Origin of the sequence: Nonomuraea zeae (genome assembly GCF_005889725.1) — a bacterium.
Lineage (GTDB): Bacteria > Actinomycetota > Actinomycetes > Streptosporangiales > Streptosporangiaceae > Nonomuraea > Nonomuraea zeae.
Window position 1 is genome coordinate 1 of sequence record NZ_VCKX01000106.1, and the last position, 20,985, is coordinate 20,985.

At 72.3% G+C, this 20,985-nt stretch carries 21 protein-coding genes, 1 pseudogene and 1 riboswitch; of the genes and pseudogenes, 8 read left to right on the plus strand and 14 right to left on the minus strand.

All coding sequences use genetic code 11. The features are described 5' to 3' along the window. Nucleotides 1–370, minus strand: a pseudogene (locus ETD85_RS30005) (hypothetical protein); the annotation flags it as partial. A gap of 230 nt (nt 371–600) precedes the next feature. Beyond that, nucleotides 601–1,419: a L,D-transpeptidase family protein gene (locus ETD85_RS30010; RefSeq protein ID WP_138693160.1), complete on the minus strand. Its 819-nt coding sequence runs from the start codon at nt 1,417–1,419 to the stop codon at nt 601–603. Nucleotides 1,420–1,541: 122 nt separating this feature from the next. Between ETD85_RS30010 and ETD85_RS30015 the strand changes: the two genes are divergently transcribed. Continuing rightward, nucleotides 1,542–2,018: a YbaK/EbsC family protein gene (locus tag ETD85_RS30015; protein ID WP_138693161.1), complete on the plus strand. Its 477-nt coding sequence runs from the start codon at nt 1,542–1,544 to the stop codon at nt 2,016–2,018. Nucleotides 2,019–2,028: 10 nt separating this feature from the next. After that, complete coding sequence (locus ETD85_RS30020; protein ID WP_138693162.1) at nt 2,029–2,601, plus strand: GNAT family N-acetyltransferase; 573 nt, start codon at nt 2,029–2,031, stop codon at nt 2,599–2,601. A gap of 229 nt (nt 2,602–2,830) precedes the next feature. Here the strand turns inward: ETD85_RS30020 and metF are convergent, their stop codons facing one another. After that, nucleotides 2,831–3,751: a methylenetetrahydrofolate reductase [NAD(P)H] gene (metF, locus tag ETD85_RS30025; protein WP_138693163.1), complete on the minus strand. Its 921-nt coding sequence runs from the start codon at nt 3,749–3,751 to the stop codon at nt 2,831–2,833. Between the two features lie 91 nt (nt 3,752–3,842). Here metF and ETD85_RS30030 point away from each other — a divergent pair, with 91 nt between their 5' ends. Further along, nucleotides 3,843–4,910: a polyprenyl synthetase family protein gene (locus ETD85_RS30030; protein WP_170246910.1), complete on the plus strand. Its 1,068-nt coding sequence runs from the start codon at nt 3,843–3,845 to the stop codon at nt 4,908–4,910. 146 nt (nt 4,911–5,056) lie between these two features. On the opposite strand, the gene thiE is transcribed toward ETD85_RS30030, so the two are convergent. The 3 genes from thiE to ETD85_RS30045 are packed head-to-tail and all read right to left on the minus strand — an operon-like array spanning nt 5,057 to nt 7,247. Continuing rightward, entirely contained in the window at nt 5,057–5,695 is a 639-nt protein-coding gene (thiE, locus tag ETD85_RS30035; RefSeq protein WP_138693164.1) for a thiamine phosphate synthase, read from the minus strand. Then, on the minus strand, nt 5,673–6,047 hold the full coding sequence (locus ETD85_RS30040) for an Rv2175c family DNA-binding protein (RefSeq protein WP_138693165.1): 375 nt from the start codon (nt 6,045–6,047) through the stop codon (nt 5,673–5,675). The genes thiE and ETD85_RS30040 overlap by 23 nt, the downstream gene beginning before the upstream one ends. A gap of 30 nt (nt 6,048–6,077) precedes the next feature. Then, nucleotides 6,078–7,247: an NAD(P)/FAD-dependent oxidoreductase gene (locus ETD85_RS30045; protein WP_138693166.1), complete on the minus strand. Its 1,170-nt coding sequence runs from the start codon at nt 7,245–7,247 to the stop codon at nt 6,078–6,080. 52 nt (nt 7,248–7,299) lie between these two features. Further along, nucleotides 7,300–7,415: riboswitch (TPP riboswitch) on the plus strand. Between ETD85_RS30045 and thiO the strand changes: the two genes are divergently transcribed. The 4 genes from thiO to pknB all read left to right on the plus strand — a co-directional run bounded on the left by thiO (nt 7,405) and on the right by pknB (nt 11,486). Next, a complete protein-coding gene (thiO, locus tag ETD85_RS30050) occupies nt 7,405–8,520 on the plus strand; it encodes a glycine oxidase ThiO (RefSeq protein ID WP_138693167.1) in 1,116 nt (371 codons plus the stop codon). It overlaps the preceding riboswitch by 11 nt. Then, nucleotides 8,517–8,717: a sulfur carrier protein ThiS gene (gene thiS, locus ETD85_RS30055; protein ID WP_138693168.1), complete on the plus strand. Its 201-nt coding sequence runs from the start codon at nt 8,517–8,519 to the stop codon at nt 8,715–8,717. The genes thiO and thiS overlap by 4 nt, the downstream gene beginning before the upstream one ends. Beyond that, on the plus strand, nt 8,710–9,465 hold the full coding sequence (locus tag ETD85_RS30060) for a thiazole synthase (RefSeq protein ID WP_138693169.1): 756 nt from the start codon (nt 8,710–8,712) through the stop codon (nt 9,463–9,465). The genes thiS and ETD85_RS30060 overlap by 8 nt, the downstream gene beginning before the upstream one ends. 122 nt (nt 9,466–9,587) lie before the next feature. Then, on the plus strand, nt 9,588–11,486 hold the full coding sequence (gene pknB, locus ETD85_RS30065; protein WP_138693170.1) for a Stk1 family PASTA domain-containing Ser/Thr kinase: 1,899 nt from the start codon (nt 9,588–9,590) through the stop codon (nt 11,484–11,486). A 46-nt stretch (nt 11,487–11,532) separates the two neighbouring features. Here the strand turns inward: pknB and alc are convergent, their stop codons facing one another. From alc to ETD85_RS30085, 4 genes are all read right to left on the minus strand, one after another. Next, complete coding sequence (alc, locus tag ETD85_RS30070) at nt 11,533–12,489, minus strand: allantoicase (protein WP_138693171.1); 957 nt, start codon at nt 12,487–12,489, stop codon at nt 11,533–11,535. Beyond that, nucleotides 12,490–13,800, minus strand: coding sequence for an allantoinase AllB (gene allB / locus ETD85_RS30075; RefSeq protein WP_138693172.1), 1,311 nt, complete (start codon nt 13,798–13,800; stop codon nt 12,490–12,492). Beyond that, nucleotides 13,801–15,012 carry a glycerate kinase gene (locus tag ETD85_RS30080; RefSeq protein WP_138693173.1) on the minus strand — a complete coding sequence of 404 codons (1,212 nt, stop codon included), beginning with the start codon at nt 15,010–15,012 and terminating at the stop codon, nt 13,801–13,803. It abuts the gene before it with no gap. Nucleotides 15,013–15,094: 82 nt separating this feature from the next. Next, on the minus strand, nt 15,095–16,420 hold the full coding sequence (locus ETD85_RS30085; RefSeq protein WP_138693174.1) for a nucleobase:cation symporter-2 family protein: 1,326 nt from the start codon (nt 16,418–16,420) through the stop codon (nt 15,095–15,097). A gap of 147 nt (nt 16,421–16,567) precedes the next feature. On the opposite strand from ETD85_RS30085, the gene ETD85_RS30090 reads away from it, so the two are divergent. After that, a complete protein-coding gene (locus ETD85_RS30090) occupies nt 16,568–17,734 on the plus strand; it encodes a winged helix DNA-binding domain-containing protein (RefSeq protein ID WP_170246912.1) in 1,167 nt (388 codons plus the stop codon). On the opposite strand, the gene ETD85_RS30095 is transcribed toward ETD85_RS30090, so the two are convergent. The 4 genes from ETD85_RS30095 to ETD85_RS30115 form a co-directional block, all read right to left on the minus strand. Beyond that, nucleotides 17,731–17,943, minus strand: coding sequence for an EF-hand domain-containing protein (locus ETD85_RS30095; RefSeq protein ID WP_138693176.1), 213 nt, complete (start codon nt 17,941–17,943; stop codon nt 17,731–17,733). The genes ETD85_RS30090 and ETD85_RS30095 overlap by 4 nt on opposite strands. Before the next feature lie 185 nt (nt 17,944–18,128). Then, nucleotides 18,129–19,514 carry an 8-oxoguanine deaminase gene (locus ETD85_RS30100; protein WP_206058729.1) on the minus strand — a complete coding sequence of 462 codons (1,386 nt, stop codon included), beginning with the start codon at nt 19,512–19,514 and terminating at the stop codon, nt 18,129–18,131. 134 nt (nt 19,515–19,648) lie between these two features. Next, entirely contained in the window at nt 19,649–20,122 is a 474-nt protein-coding gene (locus ETD85_RS30110) for a (2Fe-2S)-binding protein (protein WP_138693178.1), read from the minus strand. After that, nucleotides 20,122–20,982 carry an FAD binding domain-containing protein gene (locus ETD85_RS30115; RefSeq protein WP_138693179.1) on the minus strand — a complete coding sequence of 287 codons (861 nt, stop codon included), beginning with the start codon at nt 20,980–20,982 and terminating at the stop codon, nt 20,122–20,124. Before ETD85_RS30115 ends, ETD85_RS30110 begins: the two co-directional genes overlap by 1 nt. Between the last annotated feature and the right edge of the window lie 3 nt (nt 20,983–20,985).

A 20,985-nucleotide genomic window follows, 5' to 3' on the forward strand; every position in this document is an offset into this window, starting at 1 on the left:
GCCGCCGCAGCAGCAGGTACGCCAGCGGGTACGCCCCCGCCGCCACCACCGAGCCCACCACGAACACCAGCCGGTACGCCAGCACCGGGTCCGAGGTGAGCCAGAAGATCGGGACCAGCGGCAACGCGTACCCGGCCTGGTAGAAGGTCGAGCCCGTCAGATCGGCGCCGGGCCCGCCGGCCAGCCATCGGGCGGCCAGGAGGTAGCCGGTCTCGTCCGGGTTCGCCACGGGTGCCGTGTGATACCGGTACAACCACAGCCGCAGCACCACCTGGACCGCCCACCCCGCCGCCAGCACCCAGCGCAGCCGCGCCTTGTGCGGATGGGCCGCCGCCCGTACGGGCACGCGCAGCGCGAACGTCGTCGCCATGAGATCCCCCCAGAGGTCAGGAGGGAGTCCAGCAGGCACCCCATAACCCGCATGTCACTGAATCTGGTTATGCGGGCGTTATGGCACCTAGATCGCCGCCCGGATCCACGCCCGGATCCGCCCCCAAAGGCACGCCCGGAACGACGCCAGGAGCCGTGCCCGGGACGCGAAAAGGCCCGGCGCCCTGAGATCGCTCAGAGCACCGGGCCGCAGGACGTGGGAGAACGCGCTCAGGCGCGCCGGAACTTGCCCCGGACGTGCACCGGCACGCCCTTGCCGAGCATCCCGGGAAGGACCTGGGCCACGTTCATCGGCATCCGCACGCACCCGTGCGAAGCCGGGTAGAGCGGCACCGACAGCGCCCCGTGGAAGGCGATGCCGCCGTTGAAGAAGACGGGGTTGTACAGCTCCCCGAGGTACGACTTGTGCCACCCGCTGGCGCGCCACGTCGTCTTGTAGTTGCCGGTCGGCGTGCTGGCCGAGCCGCAGAAGCGCTGCTCCTTGCCCTGCCACGTGGCGGTCTCGCAGTAGGGGATGCCGCTGCCCGAGGACACGTGGGTGATCAGCTTCACCTGGCCGCCGACGTACAGGACCATGATCTGCTTGGTCAGGTTGACCTCGGCGCGGGTCGGCTTGCCGTTCCTGACCAGGATCTTGGGCGGCTTCGGGGCCTCCAGGGCGTCCCACGTGCGCTTGGCGACGGTGCTGGTCGGCTTGATGTCGTTGACCTTCTGGAACGCCCACACCGCGGCCAGCGTCGTGCCGCCGTAGCGGCCGTCGGCCTTGCCCGGCTGGTAGCCGAGCTCGGTCAGCCGCCGCTGCAGCCAGGTGACGGACTTGCCCTTGGCGCCGAGCTTGAGCGTCTTGCGCGGCGCGGTGGTGGTGCGCCCCGAGGCCGGGCCGGAGCCGGCGCCGGCCGCGGGCGTGTCAGGGGCGGTGACCGATGTCGTGACCGGCGCGGCCGGTGAATGCCGCGGCCCCGCCTGCGTGCCGCAGCCCGTGAGCACGCCCGTGAGTACGACGGCCCCAGCCGTCGCGAGAGCAGCCATTCCGGGCAAGCGTCGAGCCCCCACCCGTACCACCTCTCATACCATTAACGACCGGATCAGTGGACCCTACACCAATCACCATGCACCGGTAATGAACCGGTCAACCTGTTTAGAGTGTGCTCATGTCTGAGAAGTTGCCGGCGAATGCCGTTGTGGTGGAATCCGCGTTGCGCGAGCTGGGCGCGACCGGTGAGATCGTCGTCCTGCCGGAGAAGGCCCCCACGGCCGCGACTGCCGCCGCCCAGCTCGGGTGCGAGGTCGGGGCCATCGCCAACAGCCTGATCTTCGACGCGGACGGCGCGCCGCTGCTGGTGCTGACGAGCGGGGCGCACCGCGTGGACGTGGAGCTGATCGCCCGCACGGCGGGGGTGGCGAAGGTACGCCGGGCGACGCCGGAGTTCGTCAGGACCGCCACCGGCCAGCCCATCGGCGGCGTGGCCCCGGTCGGCCACCCGGCACCCGTGCGGACGCTGGTGGACAACTGGCTGAGCAAGCACGAGGTGGTGTGGGCCGCGGGAGGCCACCCGCTGACGGTGTTCCCGACGACGTTCGACGAGCTGGTGCGCATCACCGGGGGTACGCCCGTGGACGTCGAGTAATGTGCGACGGGTGATCGAGTTTCGCGGGGCGGGTCCGGCCGAGTTCGTTGAGCAGCTGGAGACGGTGATCGACATTTACACGGCGGCCATGAACCCGCCGGAGGAGCAGATCACCGGCCGCAAGACCATCATGCGAAATCACGGGACATATCCCCATTTCCAGTGTTATTTCGCAGAATTGCACGATTCGTCCCGCGCCATTCACGACCCCGGAATCACGACCGTCGGCTTCGCCTACGGCTTCCGCGGCGCACCCGGCCAGTGGTGGCACGACGTGGTGCTGCGGGCGCTGGCCGCGCAGTCGGGCGACGAGGTGGCCCATGCCTGGCTCGGGCACGCCTTCGAGCTGGCCGAGGTCCACGTCCACCCCGACTATCAGGGCAAGGGCATCGGCCGCGCGATGATCCAGACCCTGTGCGCGGGACGCGGCGAGCGCTCGGCGCTCCTGTCCACCCACGATCGCCCCACGGCCGCCCGCCACCTCTACGCCAGCCTGGGGTTCACGGACCTGCTGAGCCGGTTCGTCTTCCCCGGCGGCTACGAGGAGTACGCGATCGTCGGGCGCCCCCTGCCCTTGACCTGAGCGTTACACCTGATGAGATTGTGACTCTCGGGTTTGCTCCGCATGACCAGGGGCATCTTCTATTACAGAAAGTAACTGACCCTTTACTCGTCGGCTACTGTCCCCTGGTCCGTCACCCGCCCGGTCCCCCTGCGGGCGGGTGGCGGGCCCACTCTCGAAGGCGCGTTGACAGCACCAGGCCGCCGGGCCCGGACGGCTCCGCCGTACCGGAAATAAGGGAAGAGCGGCGTCAGGCGGACAGCTGCGCCGGCTCCAGACGCTGGAAGACCTCGCGCGAGGCGCTGGAGCGGTTGAACGTGATGAAGTGGATCCCCGGCGCGCCCTCGTCCAGCAGCCGCTGGCACAGCTCGGCCCCGTGGTCGATGCCCAGCCGCCGCACCGCCGCCGGGTCGTCGGCCACCGCCTCGAAGCGGGCCGCCACGTCCGGCGGGAACGGCGCCCCCGACAGCTGCTCGGAGCGCGCGATCGTGCTCATCTGCGTCACCGGCATGATGCACGGGATGATCGGCGTCTCGCAGCCCTGCGCGGCCACCCGGTCGCGCAGGCGCAGGTAGTCGTCCGCCTGGAAGAACATCTGCGTGATCGCGTAGTCGGCGCCCGCCCGGCACTTGCGCACGAAGTATTCGGTGTCGGACTCGATGGACGGCGAGCGCGGGTGCTTGTAGGGGAAGGCGGCCACGCCGACGCAGAAGTCACCCGCCTGCCTGATCAGCCGCACCAGGTCCTCCGCGTAGAGGACACCCTCCGGGTGCTGCACCCAGTCGGCGCCCGGGTCGCCGGGAGGGTCGCCGCGAACGGCCAGGATGTTGCGCACCCCGGCGTCGGCGAAGCGCCCCACCAGGTGGCGCAGCTCGCGGATCGAGTGGTTGACGGCCGTGAAATGCGCCACAGGCGTGAGGGTCGTGTCGTGGGCGATCCGCTCCACGATGTCGACCGTGCGGTCACGCGTGGAGCCGCCCGCGCCGTAGGTCACCGACACGAACGTCGGCCGCAGCGACTCGAGCTCCCTGATCGCCCGCCACAGCTGGCGCTCGCCCTCGTCGGTCTTCGGGGGGAAGAACTCGAAGGAGAACGACCGGCCCCCGCCGGCGAGCAACTCGCGGACGGTGGGAACACGATCGGGCCGGATGGAGGGTCGACCAAGCGCCATGGGCTCAAGGTTACAGCCACATCGCCGGAACCAGCCGCCATACAGGTGCCTGGAGATCCGACCGCCTCCGCTCTCCTACTAGTCTCAAGGCATGACCATTGACGCCGCCGGCATGGATGCCCTGCGCACGCAGGTCGAGCGCGCCATCGGAGCCTTCGTCGAACGGCAGTTGCCCGCGCCGGGCGACCCCGTGCTCGCGCCGCTGCGCACGGCCGCCGACGAGCTCCTGTCCGGCGGCAAGCGGCTGCGCCCCGCCTTCTGCTACTGGGGCTGGCGAGGGGCGGGCGGCACCGACGTGCCCGAGATCTTCACCGCCGCGGCCTCGCTGGAGCTGCTGCAGGCCAGCGCGCTCGTGCACGACGACGTGATGGACAAGAGCGATCTGCGCAGGGGCATGCCGTCCGCGCACCGCCGTTTCCAGGCGATGCACGAGAAGTCCGGCTGGCACGGCTCCGCGGCGCAGTTCGGCGAGGGCGCCGCGATCCTGCTGGGCAACCTGCTGCTCATCTGGTCGGGCGAGATGTGGCGCACCAGCGGGCTGCCACGCGAGGCGCTGGAGGCGGCCCAGCCGATTCACGACCACATGCGCACCGAGCTGATGTGCGGGCAGTATCTCGACCTGCTCGAACAGGCGAACGGGGAGAACACGTTCGAGTCGGCGTTGCGGGTGGCGCTGTTCAAGAGCGGCAAATACTCGGTCGAGCAGCCGCTCCGGCTGGGGCTGGTGCTCGCGTCCGGCGGGCTGGCGCCGTGGATGGACGAGCTGTGCACCGGCTACGGCCGCCGGGTCGGGATCGCGTTCCAGCTGCGCGACGACATCCTTGGGGTGTTCGGCGACCCGGCGCAGACGGGCAAGCCCGCGGGCGACGACCTGCGGGAGGGCAAGCGGACCATGCTGGTGGCCCGCACGCTGGCCGCGGCCTCCCCCGGCGACGCGGAGTCCGTGCGGCGCCTGCTGGGTGATCCCGGGCTCGACGAGGCCGGGGTGGAGACGCTGCGGCAGATCATCGACGACACCGGGGCGTTGCAGGAGTGCGAGGATCTGATCAGCGACTATCTGGGCGAGGCGCTGGCCGCGCTCGACGAGGCCCCCGTCACGACGGAGTCCCGCGCCGCGCTGATGGAGCTGGCCATCGCCGCCACCTCCCGCAAAACCTGACCGCCTCGTACCCCACGTCCACGCGCGACCACCGCGTCCACGCGCGACCTGACCGCCGTGCTCCGGCCGCCGGCGCGCGGCGCGTGCGGGCATGCTGAAGAGCGCGGTCGTGGGAGGCGCCCGGGTGCCTGCGGGCGCCTCCAGGGTCAGCAGGCCGACAGCCTCTTGGCGAATTCCGCCGCGGCCGCCCCGGGATCCTCCGCGTCGGTGATCGCCCGGACCACCACCGCCCGGCGCACGCCGTACGACATCACCTCGTCGAGGTTGCCGAGGTCGATGCCGCCGATCCCGAACCAGGGCCGCGTGCCGCCCAGCGACGCCGCGTGCCGGAGCAGCGGCGGGCCGGGAGCGTGGCGCCCTGGCTTGGTGGGCGTGGGCCAGATCGGCCCGCAGCAGAAGTAGTCGACGCCCTCCTCCACGGCCGCGGCGGAAGCCTCGGCGATGGAGTGGGTGGACCGCCCGATGACGATGTCGTCGCCGAGTATCTCTCGCGCGACCGTCACAGGGAGGTCGTCCTGCCCCAGGTGGAGCACGTCGGGCCGGGCGGCGTAAGCGATGTCCGCCCGGTCGTTGACGGCCAGCAGTTTGCCGTGCCGGTCACAGGCGTCGCGGAAGACTTCGAGGAGTGCGAGTTCTTCGCGTGCCTCCAGGCCCTTCTCCCGCAGCTGGATGATGTCCACGCCGCCGGCCAGCACCGAATCGAGGAACTCTGCCAGGTCGCCGCGGTCGCGGCGGCCGTCTGTGCAGAGATAGAGGCGGGCCTCAGAAACCGAGGGCTTGGGCACGCCGCTTGACCTCTGTGTGACGGCCGGCCTTGATCGCCTGAATGGGCGACCCGGGCAGGGACTCGTCTGGGGTGAAGAGCCAACGGAGCGACTCGACATCGTCGTAACCGGCGTCTTGCAACACCGTCAGCGTGCCGGGCAGGCCCTTCATCACGTCCTTTCCATCCAGGAACACCGCGGGCACCTGTGGCCCGCCGCTCCCTCGGCGCACGCCGAGCAGCTTGTGATCCTTAAGGAGTTGCTTGGCCCGCCCTAGCGATAGGTCCAGGCGCGAGGCCACTTCGGGGAGAGTGAGCCACTCGTCTACGAGCTGGTCGGTCTCCCGGTCGATCTGTGCAACAGAAAGCGTCACGAAACCACAACTACCACATGCCGTGCTTGCTCAAACAACACAATCCCGTAGGGGGACATCTGGATCTACCAGGCGTTCGGCGTCGAGACGGTGCCCCGCGTCGATGATCCGGCGTCCCTGTACGAGGTCGCGCGGCCGGTCCACGGACAGCACGGCGGCGAGAGTGTCGTCGCCGGTGAGCCAGACGGCCGACCATTTGCCCGCGGGATCGCCCCGGTAGACGAGGCGCTCGCCCGCCGGGTGGTGCCCCGCGTACTGGACCATGTGACCGAACTGCTCCGACCAGAAGTACGGCACCGGATCGTAGGCGACCTCCTCCCCCAGCAGGCTCGCCGCGGCGACCTCGGGGGCGTTGAGCGCGGTGTCCCAGTGCTCGATCCGGAGCCGGCTGCGCCAGCGGCGCGACCACCAGGCCGCGCAGTCGCCGACGGCGACGGTGTCCGGCAGCGAGGCGCGCAGGTATTCGTCGGTGACGACGCCGTTGTGCAGGTCGATGTCGGCGTCGGCCAGCCAGCCGATCGCCGGGCGGACGCCGATGCCGGTGACGACCACGTGGGCCTCGACGAACTCGCCGCCCACCAGCCGCACGCCGCCCTCGTCCACCGAGTCGACCATGGTCTCCAGCCGCAGGTCGATGCCCTCGTACCAGGGCAGGGTGCGGGCGCCGATCTCGGCGCCCACGGCGGTGGCCAGCGGGGCGGAGCCCGCCTCGATGACCGTCACGGCGCAGCCCGCGCGGCGGGCGGCGGTGGCCACCTCGGCGCCGATCCACCCCGCGCCGATGATCGCGACGCGGGCGCCTGGAACGAGCATGGCCCTGAGCTCGTGGGCGTCGTCGAGCGTGCGCAGCACGTGTTGCGGACCGTCGCCGGGCAGCCTGATCGGCTCGGCTCCGGTGGCGATCACCAGGCCGTCGTAGCCCAGCTCGCCCTCGGTGGTCTCCACGACGCCCCTGCGCAGGGACTTGGCGCTGACGCCCGGCCAGAAGTCGACGTCCATCGCGGCCAGGTCGGTCTCGACGAAGCTGGTGTCGGCGTCGCCGAACAGCACGGCCTTGGACAGCGGCGGGCGGTCGTAGGGCCGGTGCCGCTCCTCGCCGATCAGGGTGATCCTGCCGTTGAATCCCCGTCCGCGCAGCGCCTCCACCGTGCGCACTCCGGCCAGGCCCGCTCCTACCACCACGACATGGTTCACGTTCATGACCATAACGGGGGCGGTGCCTGGACGTCGCACCGAGGCCGTAGGCTGTGAACGAAAGACGCGCGGGAGTCCGGCCGAGACCGGGCTGAGAGGAAGGCTTCACGGGCCTTCGACCGCAAGACACCTGATCCGGATCATGCCGGCGAAGGGAGCGCATGTGGATGTGATCGTGGGTGGCGGGGTCGTCGGGCTCTCCATCGCCTGGCGGCTGGCCCGCGCGGGGCGGCCCGTCACCGTGGTGGACCCGGCTCCGGCCTCCGGGGCCTCGCACGCGGCGGCGGGGATGCTGGCCCCGGTCAGCGAGGTCGCCTACACCGAGGCGCCGTTGCTGCGGCTCGGGGTGGCGTCGTTGCGCCGCTGGCCCGGGTTCGCCGCCGAGCTGGCCGCGGACGCCGGGCTAGACGGGCCGCGGACGGGGCTGGACCTGCGCTCGGACGGGACGCTCGACGTGGCCTTCGGGTCCGACGACCTCGTGGCGCTGGACGAGCTCGCGGCGTACATGGACAAGCTCGGGCTGCCGGTCGAGCGGCTGACGGGGCGCGAGTGCCGCCGCCTGGAGCCCATGCTGGCGCCTTCCGTGCGCGGCGGGCTGCTGGCTCCCGGCGACGCCTGGGTGGACCCGCGCCGCGTGACGGCCGCGCTGCTCGCGGCCCTGGAGCGGCTGGAGGTGCCCCTGGTACGCGCCCGCGTCACCGGGCTGCTGACCGAGGGCGACGGCGGCCGGGTCGTGGGGGTGCGTCTTCACGAGGCGGCGGAGGTGCCGGAGATCCGGGCGGACCAGGTGACACTCGCGGCCGGGGCGTGGAGTGCCGAGCTGGCCGACGTGCCCGTGCGGCCGGTCAAGGGGCAGATCATGCGGTTGCGTTCCCCGCAGCCGCTGCTCAGCCGATGCGTGCGCGGCACCGTGCACGGCGCGTCCGTCTACCTCGTCCCCAGGGGCGACGGCGAGCTGGTGGTCGGGGCCACTCAGGAGGAGATGGGGTTCGACACCAGGGTGACGGCGGGCGGCCTCTACGAGCTGCTGCGCGACGCCAGGGAGCTGGTGCCGGGGGTCACCGAGCTGGAGGTCGCCGACGTGGTGGCCGGGCTGCGGCCGGGCACGCCGGACAATTTGCCGGTCATCGGCCCGAGCGGGAGGCCCGGGCTCACGCTGGCCACGGGGCACCATCGGGGCGGCGTGCTGCTGGCGCCGCTCACCACGGCCATCTTGCTGGGCGAGGAGGGTGAGCTGGCGGCTCTGTGCTCACCGGAAAGATTTCGGGATATTTCATGAACGTAACGATCAACGGGGCCGCGCACGAGGTGGCCGACGGCACCACCGTGGCGCAGGCCGTACGCACATTGACCACGGCCACCACCGGAGTGGCCGTGGCCGTGAACGACGAGGTGGTCACGCGGAGCACCTGGGAGACGACGGTGCTCGGCGACAGTGACCGCGTGGAGGTTCTGACGGCGGTGCAAGGTGGATGAACTGATCATCGCCGGGGAGAAGTTCGGCTCCCGGCTCATCATGGGCACCGGTGGCGCTCCCTCGCTCGAGGTGCTCGACCAGGCGCTGGCCGCGTCGGGGACCGAGCTGACCACGGTGGCCATGCGGCGCCTCGACCCCGGCGCCCGCGGCTCGGTCCTGGACGTGCTGCGGGAGCGGGACATCAAGGTGCTCCCGAACACGGCGGGCTGCTTCACCGCCGGCGAGGCCGTGCTGACGGCGCGGCTGGCCAGGGAGGCGCTCGGCACGAACTGGGTCAAGCTGGAGGTCATCTCCGACGAGCGGACGCTGCTGCCCGACCCGATCGAGACGTTCGACGCGGCCGAGCGGCTGGTGGCGGACGGGTTCGTGGTGCTGCCGTACATCGGCGACGACCCGGCGCTGGCCCGGCGGCTGGAGCAGGCGGGCTGCGCGGCGGTGATGCCGCTGGGCGCGCCGATCGGCTCGGGGCTGGGCATCCGCAACCCGCACAACATCGAGCTGATCGTGGAGGCCGCCTCGGTGCCGGTCATCCTCGACGCGGGCATCGGCACCGCCAGCGACGCCGCGCTGGCGATGGAGCTCGGCTGTGCCGCCGTGCTGCTGGCCACGGCCGTGACCAGGGCGCAGCGGCCCGATCTCATGGCGGCGGCGATGAAGGCGGCCGTGGTGGCGGGGCGGCTTGCGCGCCAGGCGGGCCGCATCCCGCGCAGGCGCTACGCCGAGGCCTCCTCCCCGATGACGCCGTGACGCCGTGACGACTGTCTCGACGCAGCCCGGGGGCGTAGCGACACGCCGCGACGAGCACGGCTCCGCATCGGTTTCGGGCGGTCGGGCCCTCCCAGTGGCAAAACGCCCGTAAACTCAGCGGGGTGGATACGACGACTGCGGACCCCCTGGTCGGGCGGCTCCTCGATGGGCGCTACCGCATCGAGAGCCGGATCGCCCGGGGCGGTATGGCGACCGTCTACCTGGCGCTGGACATCCGGCTCGACCGGACGGTGGCGCTGAAGGTCATGCATCGCTCGCTCGCCGAGGACCCGGCCTTCGTCCGGAGGTTCATCGGCGAGGCGAAGTCGGTGGCCAGTCTCTCTCATCCCAACGTGGTGCACGTCTTCGACCAGGGCACTGACAACGATGTCGTCTACCTGTCGATGGAATACGTGCCCGGCAGGACGTTGCGCGACATCCTGCGCGAGCGCGGCAGGCTGCCTGCCCGAGAGGCGCTCGAGATCATGATCCCGGTGCTCGCCGCCCTCGGCGCGGCCCACCAGGCCGGGATGGTCCATCGCGACGTGAAGCCGGAAAACGTCCTGATGACCGACGACGGCCGGGTCAAGGTCGTCGACTTCGGTCTGGCCAGGGCCATCGAGGCGACGAACCAGACGCGCACGGGCGTGATGATCGGCACGATCGGCTACATGTCGCCCGAGCAGGTGACCACGGGCGGCGCCGACGTGCGCAGCGACGTCTACGCCGCCGGCATCATGCTGTTCGAGCTGGTGACGGGCCAGCAGCCCTACGACGGCGAGACGCCGATGTCGGTGGCCTACCGGCACGTCCACGACACGGTGCCGCTGCCGTCCTCGTTCGTGCCGGAGGTGCCGCCGCTGGTCGACACGCTGGTGGCGCACGCGACGGCCCGCGACCCGCAGGACCGGCCGGCCGACGCGACCGCGATGCTGGTGGCGGCCGTGGACGCGCACCGGATGCTGCCGCGGATGACCAATCCGGCGATGACCCAGTCCCAGCCGCACACCGGCACGCCCTCCGCCGCGGCCTCGATGCCGCAGGCCGCGCCCATGCACACGCTGATCCAGCCACGGGCCGAGACGCCGCCGCAGCAGCAGAAGCGCGGGTTCCGGCCGAACTGGTTCCTGGTGGCGCTCGCCGCCGTGATGGTGGTCGCGATCGGCCTGACCGGGTGGTTCTTCTCGCAGACCGAGTACATCGCCGTCCCCAGCCTGGTCGGCAAGAACCTCGCGGTGGCCGAGAAGAACGCCACCGCGCTCGGCTTCACCGTGAAGAAGGCCGACGGACAGTACAGCGAGAAGGTGGGCGAGGGCCTGGTCCTCCGCTCCGACCCGGCGGCGCAGACCGAGGTGGAGAAGGGCAGCACGATCACGCTGGTGCCCTCGCTCGGCCCCAAGCGCGTGATCGTGCCCGACGTGGCCGGCATGACGGGCAACGCCGCCCGCGTGGCGATCTCCGCCGACGGGCTGACCGTGGGCTCGGTCAAGCGCCTGGCCAACCTGGAGGTCGAGCGGGACAAGGTCATCCGCACCTCGCCGCAGGCGGGCGAGAAGGTGAAGGAAGGCGCGAAGGTCGACATCCTGGTCAGCGCCGGGATGGTCATGCCCGACGTCACCGGCATGCCGAAGGACGAGGCCGCCGGATACCTGGGCGGGCAGGGCTTCCAGGTGCAGGTCAACGAGGTCGACGACGACGCCGAGCCGTGCACGGTCATCGCCCAGGCGCCGAAGGCCAAGTCCGAGGTGGACAAGGGCACGCCGGCCCAGATCACCGTGGCGCGCTGCCAGACGGACTTCTGGGACTGGTTCCGCGGCGACAACCAGGCCCGTGACGACCAGCAGTTCGGCCTGGTGCCCGCGGTGATCGGCAAGGACGTCAAGGACGCCAAGGCGGAGCTGGAGGCGCTCGGGTTCACCGTGCGCGTGCAGCGGCTGGGCAACCGGGGCGTCGTGCAGTACCAGCGGCCGCTGCCCAACAGCGAGCGGCCGCAGGGCTCCACCGTCTATCTCTGGCAGTGAGCCGGGCGGCCCCGTCCGCCCCACAGTCAGGGCAGGTCAGGTCAGGTCAGGTCAGGTGGCCGTGGAGCCGGACTCTGGCCAGGCCGCCGTCCGGGTAGATGTCCACCCGCACGTGGGTGACGGGGCTCGGGCGGTCGAGCCGGAAGCGGTGCGGGGTGTCGGGCTGCAGCCGGGTCCTGGGCAGCAGCTCCACCTCCGACTCGCCGTCGAGGCCCGTCAGCGAGACCGAGCCTGGGGCGTTGAAGAGCAGGTTCGTGGTGTCGATCTCGGCCAGCCTGATCACGCCGCGCCCGGCCAGCCGGATGAGCAGCCAGTCGTTGCCCTCCCCCCTGCGGCGGGCCGTCTCCCAGCCCTCCGCCTGGTGCCGGGCCAGCCCTGGGGCGATGGCGTTGTCGGGCGCCGAGTAGAAGTCGTTCGAGCAGGCCGTGACGCGGGCGCCGTTCGCCAGGGCGGCCAGGTCGAGGCCGAGCCCCTCGTAGAGGGACAGGTCCGGCCGCACCTCGCCGTGCACGCGCAGGCGGGCGACGCCGCCGTCGGGGTGGATGTTCAGGCGTACGTGGGTGTAGCGGCGCTCGTCGCCGACCTCGAAGTGGTGCTCGGCGTCCCCCTTGAGCTCCACGACCGGTACGATCTCCACCCACTCGGCCGCCAGCAGCTCGGCCGGCGACGGATATCCCTCGACCGAGGCGGCCTCGACGGAGGCGCTGGGCGGGTAGTTGCCCTTGAACCAGGCCGTGTCGATCACCACGCCGCGGATCACGCCGGGGAGCCCGAGGCGCACCAGGGCCCAGTCGTGGCCGGGAGAGCCGGCCGGATCGCGGCGGCGGCGGGTCTCCCAGCCGTCGTACACCTGCCCCTTGCTGCCGAACGTGTCGGCCATGAAGCCGGGACGCCCCGGCCTGATCAGGCTCTCCTTCTCGGCGAACGACTCGTCGCTGGCCGCCACGACGGAGCCGCCGAGGCTGCGGAGGGCGAGATCGGGCAGGGTGGTGAAACAGGACATCTACTGCTCTCCCAACAGGAATCTTCCGTGCGGTACGCCGTCCACCGGCCGGCCGCGCAGCCAGGTGGTCAGGACGGCGCCCTTGAGCGTGCTGCCGTGGTAGGGGGTGACCGCGTTCTTGTGGTGCAGGAGGGAGGCGTCGATCAGGTTGTCGGCGTGGGGGTCGAAGGCGACTAGATCGGCATCATTGCCCACCTTTATGGCACCTTTTCCAGAAATTTCAGCCATCGCTGCTGGATTGGCGGACATCCAGCGGACCACGTCCGCCAGCCCGTACCCCCGCCGCGCGGCCTCGGTCCAGATCGCGGGCAGGCCGAGCTGCAGCGAGGCGATGCCGCCCCAGGCCGCGGCGAAGTCGGGCACCTTGAGCTCGGCGGTCGACGGCGAGTGGTCGGACACAACGCAGCTCAGCACGCCCCTGGCCAGCCCGTCCCACAGCAGGTCGCGGTTGGCCTCCGAGCGGATCGGCGGGCAGCACTTGTACGCGGTCGCCCCCTCGGGCACGCGCTCGGCCGCCAGCGTCAGGTAGTGCGGGCAGGTCTCGGCCGTCACGCGCACGCCGTCCGCCTGCGCCGCCTCCAGGACGTCCAGGCACTCGGCGCTGGAGACGTGCAGGATGTGCGCCCTGACGCCGGTCTCGGCGGCCAGCCGGACCACCTGCTCCACGGCGCTGCGCTCCGACGCCCCCGGCCGCGAGTCCAGGAACTCCCGGTAGGTCGGCCCCGACGGCTCGGCCAGCAGCGCCGGGTCCTCGGCGTGCACCACCAGCACGCCGCCGAACGCGGCGATCTCCGCCATCGCCTGCCGCACCTCGCCGGGCGTGAGCGGCGGGAACTCCTCCACGCCCGACGGCGACAGGAAGCACTTGAACCCGTAGACGCCGCGCTCGCGCAGGGGCGCGAGGTCCTTGGCGTTCCCCGGCACCGCGCCGCCCCAGAACCCCACGTCCACGTGGCACTGCCCGCGGGCCGCCCGCAGCTTGACCTCGAACGCCGCCACGTCCACGGTGGGCGGCAGCGAGTTGAGCGGCATGTCGATGATCGTGGTCACGCCGCCCGCGGCCGCCGCCCTGGTCGCCGAGTCGAAGCCCTCCCAGTGGGTCCGCCCCGGCTCGTTGACGTGGACGTGCGTGTCGACCAGGCCGGGCAGCAGGGCCAGGTCCCGCAGGTCGATGTCCTCGGCGGCGTCCAGCGGCGCGGCGTAGTCGTACAGGCCGGTGATCTTCTCACCCTGTACGGCCACCGCCGCCGGGCGCTCGCCCTCGGGCGTGACGGTCCTGCGGGAGCGGACCACGAGGTCGGGCCGGGTCATCTAGGCCCCTCCGAGGTGGGCGGCGGCGAGCCGGGCGGCGAGGCGTTCGAGCAGCGGCCCGGCCTCCGCCATGCAGCGGTCGAGGTCGGGTTCGAGGTCCGTCAGGGCGTAGGCGGCCTCGATGCCCGCCTCCTTCAGCTCGGCGTCGGAGAGCGTGCGGCGGCCGCAGACGGCCACCACGGGCACGCCCGCCTCGGCCGCGGCCTGGGCCACGCCGATCGGCGCCTTGCCGCGCAGCGACTGCTCGTCCAGCGACCCCTCACCGGTGATCACCAGCCGCGCGTCCGCGACCAGCGCGCCGAACCCGAGCAGGCCGAGCAGGTAGCCGATACCCGGCTGGAGCTCGGCGTGCAGGAACGCCAGCGCCGCGAACCCGACGCCGCCCGCGGCCCCCGCCCCTGGCGCGCCCGCGACGCCCATGGCTCGCGGGGTGTCGTCGTGCTCCACGGCTCCCATCAGCCCGTGCGTGGCCGTGGCCACGGCGGCCAGGCGGGACAGGCCGGCCTCCAGGGTCCTGACGTCGTCAGGGGTGGCGCCCTTCTGGGGCCCGTAGACGGCGGCGGCGCCGTGCGGGCCGAGCAGGGGGTTGTCCACGTCGCTCGCGACCACGAACTCGACGCCGGAGATGTCGATGAAACCCGACATGTCGATGCGGGCGAGGCTCTTCAGCGCCGCGCCGCCGTACGGGAGGTCCTGGCCGTCGCCGTCGAGCAGGCGGGCGCCGAGCGCCTGGGCCAGGCCCGCGCCGCCGTCGGTGCACGCGCTGCCGCCCAGGCCCAGGACCACGCGGCGGGCGCCGCGGCGTACGGCGTCGGCGACCAGCTCTCCCGTGCCGTAGCTGGTGGCGGTCAGGGGCTCGTGCCCGCCGGGCAGGCGGCGCAGCCCGGACGCCTCGGCCAGCTCGACCACGGCCGTGGCCACCCCGTCACCTGGCCCTTCACCGGTCCCTTCACCTGCTTCGTCACCGGCCCCGTCATTGGTGGCCTGCCAGGCGTAGGAGGCGGGGATCCGCTCGCCCGTGGGCCCGGTGACCTCGATCGTGATCCGGCTGAACCCGGCGGCCACGGCGGCGTCGACGGTGCCGTCGCCCCCGTCGGCGACCGGCAGCTCCACCGACGGCACCCCGAGCCCGGCCGACACCCGGGCCGCGACCTCGGCCGCCGTCAGCGACCCCTTGAACTTGTCGGGGGCGACCAGAACGTGCTGAACCACTACGAACTCCCACACGGTGATGAACAATGTCCTGACACGCCTTCCTGCCCGGTGCGAGCGGGCAGGAAGGCGTGACTCATCATCACATCCCGCGCTCGGTCACCGCGGGCCCGCCCGTCCGCAGGTGGTTGAAGACGAGGTTGAGCACGATCACCAGCAGGCTGCCGGTGCTGATGCCGCTGTTCAGGATCGTCTGCGCCCAGTCGGGGAACTTGTCGTAGAAGTCCGGAGCGCCGACCGGGATGGCGGCCACGCCGATGGAGACGGCCACGATGACCAGGTTGTGGTTGCCCTCGAAGCTCACCTTGGTCAGCGTGCGGATGCCGGAGGCGGCCACGGTGCCGAACATGGCGATCCCCGCGCCGCCGAGGACGGGCTGGGGGATGGCCGCGATCACCGCGCCGAGCATGGGGATCAGGCCCAGGAGCACCAGGATGCCGCCCGCCGTGGCCACCACCCAGCGACTGCGTACGCCGGTCAGCCCGACGAGGCCGACGTTCTGGGCGAAGGCGGTGTAGGGGAAGGTGTTGAAGACGCCGCCGAGCGCGGTCGAGAACCCGTCGGCGCGCAGCCCGTCCGCCAGCCGCCGGGGCGTCAGGTCCGAGCCGGTCATCTCGGCCACGGCCACGAAGTCGCCGGTCGTCTCGGTCATGGACACGAGCATGACCACGCACATCGAGATGATCGCGGTGACCTGGAAGGTGGGCAGCCCGAACGCGAACGGCGTGCTGATCCCGAACAGCGCGGCCGAGCCCACGCCCGAGAAGTCGGTGAACCCGAGCGGGATCGCGGCCAGCGTGCCGGCGGCGATGCCCACCAGCACGGCGATCCGGCCGAGGAACCCCTTGGAGAGCCGGTAGACGGCGAGGATGAGCAGCAGCACGGCGGCGGCCATGGCGATGTTGCGCGGCTCGCCGTACGACGGGCTGCCGGCGCCTCCTGCGGCCCACCGGGCGGCGACGGGCAGCAGCGACAGCCCGATGATCGTGATGATGGTGCCGGTGACCAGCGGCGGGAAGAACCTGACGATCCTCGCGAAGTAGGGTGCGACGGCCACGACGAGCAGCCCGGAGACGATGACGGCGCCGTAGATGGCCGGGAGCCCGCCCTGCGTGGTGCCGATGAGCACCATCGGCGTGACAGCCGCGAACGTGCAGCCCTGCATGATGGGCAGCCGGACGCCGAAGCGCCACACGCCCACGCACTGGATGAGCGTGGCGATGCCGCTGACGAGCAGGTCGGCGTTGATCAGGTACGCGAGCTGGTCGGGCGGCAGCTTGAGCGCGCCGCCCACGATGAGCGGCACCGCCACGGCGCCGGCGTACATCGCCAGCACGTGCTGCAGGCCGAGCGTGCCCAGCTGCGCGATCGGCAGGCGCGCGTCGACCGGATGCACCTCACTTGTCATGGGTCACTCCAGGTTCAGGGGGGTGACCTCCAGTGAAACAACGGATCTCCCCGCAACCTATGCACGTGACCATCAACCGCCACCCCGTCCGGCCGTCGTCAGGTGTGTGATCCTCCAACTAGGCTCACTGCACGGAAGGGGGCGTTTGTGCGGATCTCAACCGAACAGCGGCGGGCCCGGCTCGGCTCGCGGCACCGGCTCGCGCGCAAGGCGGCGACTCCGGAGGAGGCCGCGGCGTCCGTGGTGGCGCTGCACGGCACCGATCCGGCGACCGTGTTCCTGTCGGCGGGCGCGCGGCTCGCCGAGCCCGGCCCCGAGCCGGTCGAGCGGGCCCTGTACACCGAGCGCACGCTGGTGCGGATGACCGGGATGCGGCGCACGGTGTTCGTGGTGCCCGCCGGCCTGGCGCCGGTGGTGCACCACTCGTCGATGCTGCCGATCGCCCGCAGGGAGCGCGCGTCGATGCTGAAGGCGTTCGGCCCGGGCGGCTGGGACGACGCGCGGCTCAAGGAGGTCGAGGCGTCCGTGCTGGCGGCGCTGGCCGCGGCCGGCGAGGCGACGACCACCGAGCTGGGCGTGCTGGAGCCGCGGCTGCGCGAGCAGGTCAGGGTGGCCGTCGGCAAGCCGTACGAGGGGGTGGTGAGCGTGGGCTCGCGCCTGCTGCCCCTGATGGCGATGGACGGCCTGCTGGTACGCAGGGGCCGCCACTCCGGTACGTGGATCAGCGGGCAGCACCGCTGGGGCCTGGCGCCGGAGATGGCCGAGCTGGCCGTCCACGAGGCGCAGGCGGAGCTGGCCCGCCGGTGGCTGGCGGCGTTCGGGCCCGGCACGGAGGCCGACCTGAAGTGGTGGACCGGCTGGACGCTGAAGGACGTGCGCGCGGCGCTGGCCGCGGTCGGCGCGGTCGCGGTGGAGCTGGCGGAGGGCACCGGATTCGTGCTGCCCGGCGACCTGGACGAGGTGGCCGCGCCCGAGCCGTGGGCGGCGCTGCTGCCCGCGCTCGACCCGACGCCGATGGGCTGGCAGGCCCGTGACTGGTACCTGCCGCCCGAGCACCGGGCCGAGCTGTTCGACCGCAGCGGGAACATCGGGCCGACCGTCTGGTGGGACGGCCGGGTCGTGGGCGGCTGGGCGCAGCGGCGGGACGGCGAGATCGTGTGGCGGCTGCTGGCGGACGTGGGCGCCGACGCGCGGGCGGCCGTCGAGGCGGAGGTGGCCGGGCTGGCCGCCTGGCTCGGCGGGATCACGGTGACGCCCCGCTTCCGCACCCCGCTGGAGCGCGCGCTGTCCGCGGGGCCGTCCGCCGAGAGCTAGGAGACGATCCGGATGAACTCCTCCAGGGAGTAACGGCCGTCCTGGTCGGAGTCCGCCTCCTGGCTCATCGCGCCCAGCGCCTCGGCGGGCAGGGCGGGGAAGTGGACCTTCAGCTCGGTCTCGCTGATGTAGCCGTCGCCGTCGGTGTCGATCGACGCGAAGGTGCTCTTGAGCTGCGCCAGCCGCTCGCCTGAGAGTTCCGCTGACACGGGGCCGCCTTTCACTACTCCATTCCGGACATTTCACACCTTAGTCATCATCGAGCTATCACGAACCCCCCTGCGTACCGGCGCGTCGTGAGCGGCCGTGCCGAGCCGGTGCGAGGTCCTGGAGGTGCTGGAGGTGCTGGACGTGCTGGACGTGCTGGACGAGGCGGCTGCCTGGCTCCCCGCCCCTACGTTTCCGGGTGGACCTCCTTCGCGGCGGTGAACCCGCGCTCCTCCGCCAGCCGCAGCAGCCGCTGCCGGGCCGCCACCCCCGCCCGTCCGGCCTCGTCCTGCGCGACGGTCCGCAGCTCGCCGTCCTCGACCACGCTCCGCCCGCCGACCAGCACCCGGGCCAGTGGTGGCGGCGGCCCGAAGACCAGCGCGCAGACCGGGTCGGCGACGGCGGCGGTGAACGGGCCGTCCACCCGCCAGAGCGCCAGGTCGGCGAGCTTGCCCGGCTCGATCGAGCCCAGCTCGCCCGCGCGCCCGAGGTTGCGCGCGCCGCCCAGCGTGGCCAGCTCCAGCGCCTGCCTGGCCGTCAGGGCGTCGGGACCGTACCGGGCGCGCTGGAACAGCAGGGCCTGCCGCATCTCCCCCGCCAGCGGCGTCAGCTCGGAAGAGGCGCTGCCGTCCACGCCCAGCCCCACGTTCGCGCCGCGGCGCAGCATCTCCGACACCCGGGCGATCCCCGCGCCGAGCCGCCCGTTCGAGGAGGGGCAGTGCGCCGATCCGGTGCCGGTGGCGGCGAGCTTGCCGATGTCGCCGTCGCTCAGGTGCACCGTGTGCGCGAACCACACGTCAGGCCCGAGCCAGCCCAGCTGCTCCATGTAGTCCACGGGACGCAGCCCGAACTGCTTCACGCAGTGCTCGTCCTCGTCCATGGTCTCGGCGATGTGCGTGTGCAGGCGTACGCCCTTGGCCCTGGCCAGGGCGGCGCTCTCGGTCATCAGCGCGGCGCTGGCCGAGAACGGCGAGCACGGCGCGACCGCCACCCGCAGCATCGAGGAGAACGACGGGTCGTGGTAGGCGTCCACGGCCTCGGCCGTGGCGGTCAGGATGTCGTCGAGCTCCTCGACCACGACGTCCGGCGGCAGCCCGCCCTGCGACTGGCCCCGGTCCATGGAGCCCCGCGCCGGGTGGAACCTGATGCCCACCTCGCGCGCGGCCTCGATCTCGGCCGCGAGCAGGTCGCCCCGGCCCTTGGGGAAGACGTAGTGGTGGTCGCTGGAGGTGGTGCAGCCCGACAGCGCCAGCCAGCCCAGGCCGGCCGTGGCCGCCCCGTGGACGACCTCGGCGTCCATCGCGGCCCACACCTGGTAGAGCGCCGTCAGCCACTCGAACAGGGTCGCGTCCTGCGCCAGGCCCTGCGAGGCCCATTGGTACAGGTGGTGGTGGGTGTTGACCAGGCCGGGGGTGGCCAGGCAGCCGGTGCCGTCGATCCGGGCTGTCCCGTCGGGCACGCCGGGCGCGGGGCCCGCGCCCAGCTCGGCGATCCGATCCCCCTCGATCCTGATATATCCGGACTCGATCTCGGGGCCGGCCACCGGCGCGATGTACACGTTCTCGATCAGCATGCGGTGTCCGCCCCTCGCCTGCCCGCCTAAAGGCCCGTCCGCCGACCTGTCCATCGGCCCGTCAGCCGGCCCGTTCACCGGCCCGCTCATTGGCCCACCCGTTGGCCCACTCACCGGCCCATTCACTGGCCCACTCACTGGCCCGCCGCCTTTCTGGTCGCGGCCAGCCGTACGGCGTCGAGGATCTTCTCGTAGCCCGTGCACCGGCACAGGTTGCCCGCGAGCGCCTCCCTGATCTCGGCGTCCGACGGCCGCTCCACCCGTTCGAGCAGGTCGTGGGCCTGCACCACCAGCCCCGGCGTGCAGAAGCCGCACTGCACGGCCCCGCACTCCACGAACGCCTCCTGCACGGGGTCGAGCCGGTCCCCGTCGGCGAGCCCCTCGACCGTGCGGACCCGCCGCCCCTCCGCCTGCCCCGCGGCCACCAGGCACGCGCAGACCGGCACGCCGTCGAGGTAGACCGTGCACGAGCCGCACTCGCCCTGCTCGCAGGCGTTCTTGGAGCCGGGCAGGCCCATGCGCTCGCGCAGCACGTACAGGAGGCTCTCGCCCTCCCACACGTCGTCGGCGCTCTCCTCGCGGCCGTTGACGGTGAAGGTGACGCGCATCAGGCGGCCCTCCTTCCCAGATGGTCGTTCCAGGCCCAGGTCAGCGTCCGGCGGGCCATCACGCCGATGGCGTGCACGCGGTAGCCGGCGGTGCCGCGTACGTCGTCGATCGGCGCGGCGGCGGCCGCGCACAGCTCGCCGAAGCGCTTGAGCAGCGTCGGATCCAGCGGCGCGGTCCAGTCGAGCTCCGCAGCCAGCAGCGCCTCCGCCTCCAGCGCGCGGCGCGGCGTGGGGGCGGCCGAGCCGATCCCCGTGCCGACCCGCCCCTCGCCGGGATGCAGCGCGATCGCGAACGAGCACACCGCGATCACCATCGCGTTGCGCGTCCCGACCTTGGAGAAGTATTGCGGCCCGGTGGCGGGCGGCACGTGAACGGCCCTGATCAGCTCGTCCGGCTCCAGCGCGCTGCGCTTGACCCCGCGGTAGAACTCGGCGGCCGGGATCATCCTGACGCCCCGGTCGCGCGACTCGGCCTCGACCACCGCGCCGGCCGCCAGCAGCGGCGGATGGCTGTCGCCCGCGGGCGAGGCCGCGCCGAGGTTCCCGCCGACGGAGCCGCGGTTGCGGATCTGCGGCGAGCCGACCGTCCGCGACGCCTGGGCGAGCCCCGGCAGCGGGCCGCCGAGCTCGTCGATGATCCGCGTGTACGGCACCCCCGCCCCGACCCGGCAGAGCCCGCCGGCCATCTCCCAGTCCCGCAGCTCGGGCACCTGGCTGAGGTCGAGCAGCGCGACGGGCCTGCGCACGTCGAAGTTGATCTCGACCATGACGTCGGTGCCGCCCTGGATGGGCACCGACTCGGGCTGGTCCGCCTTGGCGGCCAGCGCCTCCTCCCACGTCGTGGGGCGCAAGAAGTCCATCTC